General features: G+C 36.4%; 11 protein-coding genes. 4 read left to right on the forward strand and 7 right to left on the reverse strand.

All coding sequences use genetic code 11. The features are described from left to right. A partial coding sequence (locus tag RT445_RS10510; protein WP_313470537.1) for a helix-turn-helix transcriptional regulator occupies nt 1-598 on the reverse strand: 598 nt, incomplete at its 3' end. Between the two features lie 538 nt (nt 599-1,136). Between RT445_RS10510 and RT445_RS10515 the strand changes: the two genes are divergently transcribed. Beyond that, nucleotides 1,137-2,258: a response regulator gene (locus RT445_RS10515; RefSeq protein WP_274794459.1), complete on the forward strand. Its 1,122-nt coding sequence runs from the start codon at nt 1,137-1,139 to the stop codon at nt 2,256-2,258. Between the two features lie 74 nt (nt 2,259-2,332). On the opposite strand, the gene RT445_RS10520 is transcribed toward RT445_RS10515, so the two are convergent. Together RT445_RS10520 and RT445_RS10525 are read right to left on the reverse strand one after the other, a co-directional pair. Next, nucleotides 2,333-2,980 (reverse strand): response regulator, encoded by a 648-nt coding sequence (locus RT445_RS10520; protein WP_274794460.1) that lies wholly within the window; start codon nt 2,978-2,980, stop codon nt 2,333-2,335. Between the two features lie 12 nt (nt 2,981-2,992). After that, nucleotides 2,993-4,108: a GAF domain-containing sensor histidine kinase gene (locus tag RT445_RS10525; protein WP_274794461.1), complete on the reverse strand. Its 1,116-nt coding sequence runs from the start codon at nt 4,106-4,108 to the stop codon at nt 2,993-2,995. A gap of 188 nt (nt 4,109-4,296) precedes the next feature. On the opposite strand from RT445_RS10525, the gene RT445_RS10530 reads away from it, so the two are divergent. Together RT445_RS10530 and RT445_RS10535 are read left to right on the forward strand one after the other, a co-directional pair. Continuing rightward, on the forward strand, nt 4,297-4,722 hold the full coding sequence (locus RT445_RS10530) for a disulfide formation protein C (RefSeq protein ID WP_274794462.1): 426 nt from the start codon (nt 4,297-4,299) through the stop codon (nt 4,720-4,722). Between the two features lie 56 nt (nt 4,723-4,778). Then, nucleotides 4,779-5,618, forward strand: a complete 840-nt coding sequence (locus RT445_RS10535) for an RluA family pseudouridine synthase (protein WP_312507326.1) — start codon at nt 4,779-4,781, stop codon at nt 5,616-5,618. A gap of 46 nt (nt 5,619-5,664) precedes the next feature. Here the strand turns inward: RT445_RS10535 and RT445_RS10540 are convergent, their stop codons facing one another. Both RT445_RS10540 and RT445_RS10545 read right to left on the reverse strand, forming a co-directional pair. Beyond that, complete coding sequence (locus RT445_RS10540; protein ID WP_274794464.1) at nt 5,665-6,495, reverse strand: aldo/keto reductase; 831 nt, start codon at nt 6,493-6,495, stop codon at nt 5,665-5,667. 78 nt (nt 6,496-6,573) lie between these two features. Continuing rightward, nucleotides 6,574-6,744: a hypothetical protein gene (locus RT445_RS10545; RefSeq protein ID WP_274794466.1), complete on the reverse strand. Its 171-nt coding sequence runs from the start codon at nt 6,742-6,744 to the stop codon at nt 6,574-6,576. Between the two features lie 390 nt (nt 6,745-7,134). On the opposite strand from RT445_RS10545, the gene RT445_RS10550 reads away from it, so the two are divergent. Then, nucleotides 7,135-7,980 carry a VOC family protein gene (locus RT445_RS10550; protein ID WP_274794467.1) on the forward strand — a complete coding sequence of 282 codons (846 nt, stop codon included), beginning with the start codon at nt 7,135-7,137 and terminating at the stop codon, nt 7,978-7,980. Nucleotides 7,981-8,051: 71 nt separating this feature from the next. Here the strand turns inward: RT445_RS10550 and trmL are convergent, their stop codons facing one another. Next, nucleotides 8,052-8,525, reverse strand: a complete 474-nt coding sequence (gene trmL / locus RT445_RS10555; RefSeq protein ID WP_312507327.1) for a tRNA (uridine(34)/cytosine(34)/5-carboxymethylaminomethyluridine(34)-2'-O)-methyltransferase TrmL — start codon at nt 8,523-8,525, stop codon at nt 8,052-8,054. 61 nt (nt 8,526-8,586) lie between these two features. Continuing rightward, the coding region (locus RT445_RS10560; RefSeq protein ID WP_313470539.1) for a hypothetical protein at nt 8,587-8,811 on the reverse strand (225 nt) is incomplete at its 5' end.

Here is an 8,811-nt window from a genome sequence, read left to right on the forward strand (position 1 = left end):
TTATATTTTTCATTCTCGCCAGTTTAAACAAACGAAAATCCCTTCTTAAGACGCAATAGCCATATAAATACCATGTCTTTCCTTTTTGAACTAACGTATGCGGTTCAACTACTCGATTTGTTTGTTGACCATATGTAGTGGAATAGCTGAAACTTACACAATGCTTACTTGCTATTGCTTTCTTTAACGTTGTAACAAGCTCTTTAAAAACAGTGTTTGGTCCCCATGGACTAAGATCTACAAATAGGTGATCAATCGATTGTTTTACTTGGCTATCCGCAATACTTGTTAATTTCTCAAGAACTGCTTCAGCATGTGAATCCTCATAGGTAGTCAAGGCACTTTTAATAGCGATGGAAAGTGAAGTAAGCTCATCTTTTGTCAAAACTTGTTTATCGACACGATAGCCTTCAATTAAACTAATACCTCCATTAACACCTTGTTGACTAATAACAGGTACACCTGCACAGCTAAGTGTTTCAATATCTCGATAAATCGTACGCACTGACACATTAAATAGCTCTGCTAGTTCTTGAGCTTTAACCTTTTTACGATTAATTAAAATCATCGTCATGGTTAATAGACGCTCTAATTTCATGCAAAATCTCCTTTCAGATATATCCCATAGTTCCTATACTCTATTACATCTTAGTTACTAACAAACTATCCTTTTAAGTATTTTTTAAGTACTTTTTGAGTTTTATTTAAGACAAATGTACTATAATAACGCCTAATTAACAATTACAATGATTATACTATTTTTACAATATAAGATAACAATGCATCTGGCTACACGACAGCTTTATTTCTCAATACAATATTGTTTTATTTTTTTATAAGAATAGTTTCAAAATTTAAACGCCTAAACAATTATTTCAATTCTCTTACACAACATAAAAAACTTCTAACTTCTATATAATGAACGGCGGGTACTTTCTATGAAGGGAATCTCAACACACCACAGGATCTACTACTCTCGCCTGTGATAGATTTACCCCTAAGATTGCTTTTTTCTATTAGCAAATTTTTAATAGAAAAGATTTGCTTTTCTCCCCCCTTCATTATATAGAAGCCTTTTCACCCAAAATAAACTAGTTTAATGGTTTTCAATTTAATTGTAAAAAGGAGAGTTTGATGTGATTCGAGCCGTTTTAATAGACAATGAACCTTTAGCTTTACACTACTTCCAAAATAAACTACACGCCTTTCAACAAATACAGGTTATTCAAACCTTTACAAGTGTAGAAAAATTTCTTAATGAGTTGCCAAACATAGAGTTTGACGTCATGTTTTTAGAGATAAAACTCCAAGAATTATCTGGACTTGAAGTAGCAGATATTATTAAAACAGAACGTCCACAAGTCAGCGTTATTTTTATTACCTCCTATCATGAATTTGCTTTACAAGCCTATGAAATCGGAGGTCTCGATTATTTATTAAAGCCTATTAGTCATACTCGTTTAGAAAAATCTATAGCCCGTATTGAGCATGAATTTTCTATACAGCAAATGCTACAACAAGCAACACAAACAGTCTTAAACGTACAATGCTTTGATCAATTTGCTGTCTATAGCAATAATAGCTTAGTGGCATTTAAAACTGAAAAGACGAAGGAATTATTTGCTTATTTTATTTTGCACCCAAACATACCGATACATCGAGATAATTTAATTGATATTCTATGGCCAGATTTAGATTATGTACGTGCCAAATCAAATCTTCATACAGCTCTTTCTTATTTAAGAAAAACGTTAAATACAATAGGCTATGACAACTGTATTGTTTTTTCAAACAAATACTATGTTTTTGAAAAACCAAATATTGTGTGTGATTTATATGATTTTCAAAAACTTCATGAAGAATTTTCACGTTTGGAATTTCCCTCTATTTCATTGATTCATCAGTGTCTTTCTATTTATAAAAATGGCCTATTTGTTTTCGATGATTATGAATGGTCAACTGCCTACAAAGATAGATTAACGAAATCATACATAGAGTTACTAGAAAAAGGGTTTCAACTAACGATTTTTTCAGATACTGAAAAAGCAATTGAATTTTTACACGCTTTATTAGATTATGATCCATACAATGAACAAAAACTTGAGCACTATTTGTATACGTTAATACAGGCAGGACTTCATGAACAGGCACACAAAATATTCCAAGCATATAAGCAAAAACTAAAGGAAGATTTAGCACTAACACCAAGCCCTTCCTTACTAGAAATATCCAAAAAATTAATTGTTTACAATAAATAGTTTTAAAAACGGCGAGTACTACTAATTTGTAGGTACTCGCCGTTTAATTATCAACTTATATTTGCTGTACGTCTTTAAGTGCCACTACCCTCTGTTAGGCCATGCTTCACTGCATAGAGCGCAGCCTGTGTACGGTCTTGCACTTGTAGCTTTGTAAAGATATTTGAAATATGCGTTTTAACCGTTTTTTCAGTAACAAAAAGTGAGGATGCTATTTCTCGATTACTCTTTCCTTTTGTAAGCTCTGCTAGCACATCTTGCTCGCGAGGTGTTAACGGATTTAATAAATGTGGTGCATTTTGTGATTCTTGTCGGTCCATTTCAAGCGTTGTGGTTGCATCTGGATGCAATGTATTTTCGCCACGCATTATACGTCGAATGGATAATACTAATTCATCTGGCTCAATATCTTTTAACTGATAGCCAGCTGCTCCCGCCTCCATTGCTGGAACAACATGATCTCGATCAGAAAAGCTAGTGAGCATTAAAATTTCTATTTGTGGATATTTGGCTTTGATGCGTTTAGTTGCCTGAATGCCATCCATTTCTGGCATGACTAAATCCATTAAGATAATATCTGGTTGGATACTTTCTGCTAATGATACAGCTTCAAGTCCATTTTTCGCCTCTCCGACAACCTCAATATCTTTTTGTGTCTTTAAGAAAAACAAAAGTCCACGACGTACCACATGATGATCGTCTGCAATTAATACTCGTATCATGTCCTCTCCCCCTTAATATGGTAAGCGGATTAGCAGCTCCGTACCTTTGCCTATTTCACTTACCCAGTCAGCGGTGCCACCCACTGATTTAGCACGATCTTTTATAGATTGTAAGCCCATTGACAGCAACTTTATATTATTGTCGATTACAAATCCCCGTCCCTCATCACGAATAACCAATAAAATATCTGTAGGTGTCACAGTAATATATAATGCTGCTTCTAGCACACCAGCATGGCGCCGCACATTATTTAATGCTTCTTGAGCTACTCGAAATAATGTTTCTTCAATACGTGAGGGGAATTGTAGTACACCTGACACCGTAACATGTAATTTTAATCCTAGCATTTCAGCATATACCTTTATGGCTTCAAGTAAACCATTTTCTAATCCCTTAGGGCGCAATTGCCAAATCAACGCACGCATCTCTGTTAGGGCATCTTGTGTTAAGTGCTGAATCTCTTTAAATGTTTCTTTCACCTCATGGTCCTCTGTCATTTCAATACCAGCTCTCGCTGTTAATGTTACGGAGAATAGAAGTTGATTGACAGAATCATGTAAATCACGCGCTAGACGGTTCCGTTCCTTCACAAGGGCCATTTCTTGCTCTTGTTTTGTTAATAAAATTCGTTTAATCGCCGACCCCATCTGAAATGCCACCGATTCTAATAAGGCAAGATCTTCCTCTGAAAAACGTACAGTGTCCTTGGATGCAACATTTAACACCCCAAAACGTTCTTGTCCAGATTGCAGGGGTACTGTGGCATGATGTGTAATCCCTTCATGGTCTCCAACATTTGCTGCGATAGCACTTTCAATACGTTGACACTCGATAATATTTGAAGCTTTTTTCAGTTCCTCATTGCGATAACGGGAGACACACCAACAGCCACCCTTATTTAAATAATGACAATTTTTATATTCCAATGCTTCTGGTAAATTTTCATGGACAACAAGCTCAGAGCGCCCCTTTGCATCAATAAAAAAAATCCAACCTGTTTCAAATTTGGTTCCATTTAGAAATTTGATGAGTGCACCTTTTAGCATTGTGACAATTTCAGTTTCTTCATTTAATAGTTCAGCAATTTCTTTTAAAATACCGATATTGGAATGCTCATTCTCCCTCACGAAAACACCTCTTCTTTAGCATTACTACTACTAATGATACCATTAAGGAGTTAGAGTCGTCTGCTTCAGTCATTCATACTTTAGACTGAAATTAAAGGCATACCTTATTTTGCGTAAGTTGATTTACATATAAAACTAGAACATCTATAATCGTACAAGTACATGGTTTTATGAAGGGAAGATTGGAAATGTCTAAAAAAGAGGAAAATGGCTTATTATTTATTTGGATTGTTTCTGCAGTAGCGACATTAGGTTCATTATACTTTTCCGAAATTCGTCACTATGAGCCTTGTAAATTATGTTGGATTCAACGTATTTTTATGTACCCAATTGTCATTATGACAACTGTAGCATTTATTCAAAAAAATGCTCGCATCGCTGTCACAACGGCCGTTTTTTCTGTCATCGGAGGCTGTATTTCACTATACCATTACGGCATTCAAAAGCTTAGCTTTTTAGCTGATAATGCTCCTTCCTGTGGCGCGGTTTCTTGTACAGGACAATATATTAACTGGTTAGGATTTATTACTATTCCGTTTCTAGCATTAACTGCATTTATTTTAATCGCAGGGGCAAGCTTTTATATAATAAAGGCTGCTAAAGCTGCAAAATAATCGAAAGACCGTGTTCTACCATTGGAATACGGTCTTTTCATCGGAGGATACAATCTATGTTTCTTTATGAAATGAATGAAGATAACTTAACTATTGAAGAGCTATTGCGTAATCAGTGGAGGCTTGGGAAAAAGCTAGTCCATGAATTACGTATGGCTAAAGCAATCACATTAACAAATGATGAGCTTATTCAATGGAATACACCTTTACAGACAGGTACGATAATCAAAATTACGTTTCCTATTCCAACATCTAGCTACAAACCAACACCTGTTTGTGCTATTGACGTTGTCTATGAAGATGACCATTGTTTAATCGTATCGAAGCCAAAAGGTATGGCAACACACCCTAATGATGAACGTGATACGCATACTTGTATGAACCATGTTATGGCACACATAAAAGAACATGGTGGCATTTATGCAGAGCATGTCCATCGTCTCGATAAAGGAACACAAGGGTTACTGCTTGTAGCAAAGCATCCTTTAGCAAAATCTATTTTTGATCGGATGATTGAGGAAAAATCTATTATTCGTACGTATGCTGCAGAAGTCCAAGGAAATTTAAGGTCTTCCACTGGAACTATTTCTGAGCCAATTGGCAAAGACCGACATCATGCTACAAGACGTGTTGTGTCCAAAACTGGTCAGCATGCTGTAACTCACTATGAAGTTGTGGCTCGCTACAAAAATTCCTGTGTTGTCCATCTGATTCTTGAAACTGGACGTACACATCAAATACGTGTTCATTTAGCCTATATCGGCCATCCGATTATCGGCGATACAATGTACGGCGCACGAGAAACGGCAAGCGGTGACTATGAGCTCCATGCCATTCAATTAGAATTTGAACATCCATTTTTAAATCAACGAATTATCGTTAAGGACGAGCAATAATCAAAAAAATCCCGCTTCTCTCCTCTGAGAGCGGGATTTTTACTTATTAGAAATCAAATTTAAAATGATCAGGATCTTGCCCAAATCGCTGATTACGATTTAATGTTGCCATCTTCTCCATTTGTTCCTGTGTTAATGCAAAGTCAAAAATCTCTGCATTTTCCTCAATTCGGCTCGGAGTCACTGATTTAGGTATAACAAGTGTATCATTTTGTAAATGCCAACGTAGCACTACCTGAGCAGGCGTTTTACCGATTTCTTTCCCTATTTCAACAATGGTAGAATCAGTAAGTACGCCTCCACGACCTAGCGGTGACCAAGCAGTAACCGCAATTTGGTGTTCACTGCAAAATGCACTTAATGCTTGTTGCTGTAAATAAGGATGTACCTCCACCTGATTAACCATCGGAGCGGTATTTGCCTTAGCCAATATTTTCTCTAAATGGTGCTCATGATGATTTGATACACCCGTTGCACGAATTAGTTTTTCGTCATATAGGCGTTCAATCGCGCGATATGTTTCTTCAAATGTTTCTGGGACAGCCCAATGTGTTAAATATAAATCTAAGTAATCCATATTTAATTTCTTGAGTGAAACCTCAAAAGCACGTAATGTTGCGTCATATCCTTGGTCATTATTCCATACTTTAGTCGTCACAAAAATATCTTCACGTCGAATACCTGAATGACGAATGGCTTCTCCTACTTCTACTTCATTACCATACAATGATGCTGTATCAATCGCTCGATAACCAAATTTTAATGCTTTGTCGATGGCCTGTAATGTCTCTTCACGTTCTGTCATTTTATAAACACCTAAGCCGAAGCGAGGCATTTCTACACCATTAGATAATGTTTTTGTTGATTGTAAATGCAAGAACTACAACCCCTTTCTTTTCCTAGTACCATTATACAAAATATTGGATTTAAGAAAAATAAAGAAGGTTTCATAACACTACTCTTTCTTTAATTCAACATCTTCCAATTGTATAGGATCAGCAATACGCTCATCCTCTGCCAACTCCAGACCGTCTCGTAAATGCTCCATCTGCTTTCCTAAATCTTTTAATTCCTTCATATCTCTTGCCATCGTACCATTTTCAATGTTTGGTACCTTTTTTTCCATAATGATCACCTCATTTATAGTTTTCCCTATATCGATATGTTTGAACCATTTCTGACATATTTTATTCAGCTATGTCGTTTCATTTTTATAATAGATAGGCTATACTAAAAAGAGATGTCTTTATAAACATGAGGAGGGTACTTCCATGAAATTATTATTAATTCTTGGTGTAACAATTGCTTTCTTATCTGCTATTTTCACTGCTGGTTACGAAGGCGACTACAAAGCTGATAAATAAAACCTCAAGAAAATCACTAAGCATAGAAAAATGCTTAGTGATTTTCTTTTTTTATGGAACAATATAATTACTTGACTTTCCTTTATTTTTAAAATAAACTAACTTACATAAAGTAACTAGATAAAAAAAGATAACTAACCGGAGGTATCCACATGCATTTTCATGAAAAACCGAATACTTATGTCACAAATGTTGAATTAAAAGTAAGTGATCTACAACGCTCTTTAACATATTATCAAGATGTCATTGGCTTCAAAGTTTTACACCAAGAATCACATAAAGCTACGTTAACAGCAGATGGACGTACAGCTTTATTGACAATTGTTCAACCTGAAACAGTAGAAGAAAAGCAACGTATGACTACTGGCCTTTATCACTTTGCTCTACTATTACCAACCCGTCGTGATTTAGCAAATATTATTACTCATTTTCATGAAAAAGGCGTATATCTTGGAGCTTCCGACCACGCTGTGAGTGAAGCACTTTATTTAAATGATCCTGACCATAATGGCATTGAGGTTTATGTGGATCGACCTGAAAGTGAATGGACATGGTATGTCGATCAAGTGCATATGGTAACGGAGCCATTAAATATTCAATCAATCTTAGAAGAGGGCAATGGAAACTGGAGTGGTCTTCCAGAAGGAACAGTAATGGGACATATTCATTTATCTGTCTCCAACTTAGCAGAGACTGAGCAATTTTATACAAAGGGCTTAGGTTACGATATTGTCTCACGCTATGGCACACAAGCATTATTTATTTCTACAGGTCGATATCACCATCATATCGGTTTAAATACTTGGCATTCTGAAAATGCTCCAAAGCTTGGCGAAAATCAAGTGGGCCTAAAGACATTCTCGCTACGTTTAGACAATGAAGAACAAGCATCTTCTATGAAAGCAAACTTACGTGCAATGGGTGCACCTGTCATAGATATTGACGGTGGGTTCCAAACTGAAGACCCTTCAGGGAATGTTGTATTATTGAAATTTTAATCATATGTAAAAAGCAATTCTCACATATAAGTTGCCTATTCATGGGCAGCCCTATATAGAGAATTGCTTTTTTAATGTAATCCTGGATATCCTTGTTGACGTAATGCCTCATAAATTACAATAGCAGCCGTATTAGATAAATTAAGAGAACGGACATGCTCACTTTGCGGAATACGTAAACACATATCTCGACGTTCATAAGCAAAGTCCTTTGGCAAACCTGTTGTTTCTTTTCCGAACATAAAGTAAATATCTCGGTTTTGATCACTAAAATCATGTGTCGTAAATGGCTCTTCACTATATGTTTCGATTAAATATACATCTCCATTTTTAGAGTATTCTATAAAATCATCAAGTGAGTCATGATAGACCACATTAACACTATGCCAATAATCTAAGCCCGCACGTTTAAGCATTTTATCATCCGTCGAAAAGCCAAGTGGACGAATTAAATGTAATGATGTATGAGTGCCTGCACAGGTGCGAGCAATGTTCCCTGTATTGGCTGGTATTTCTGGTTGATACAAAACGATATGCAATGGCATAACGGTACACTTCCTTATTAAGAATTTCTTTAAATCGGTTTAAGAGGACTGCGAAACTCATTTAGAGGGCAACTCTCACTTTTGGAGCGGTTTTGCCTGCATAGGAGCGACTTCCCCTTTGCTTTGAGCGGGGGCTCGGCTCTTTTGGAGCGACTTCTCTCACTCTTTGAGCGGTTCCAGCCTTTTTTGGAGCGACTTCACTCACTTTCGGAGCGGTTACCACCTTTTTTGGAGCGACTTCACTCACTTTTGGAGCGGTTGCCATCTCTTTTCGAGCGACTTCACC

Source organism: Lysinibacillus sp., assembly GCF_032093475.1.
In the GTDB taxonomy this organism is placed as follows: domain Bacteria; phylum Bacillota; class Bacilli; order Bacillales_A; family Planococcaceae; genus Lysinibacillus; species Lysinibacillus irui.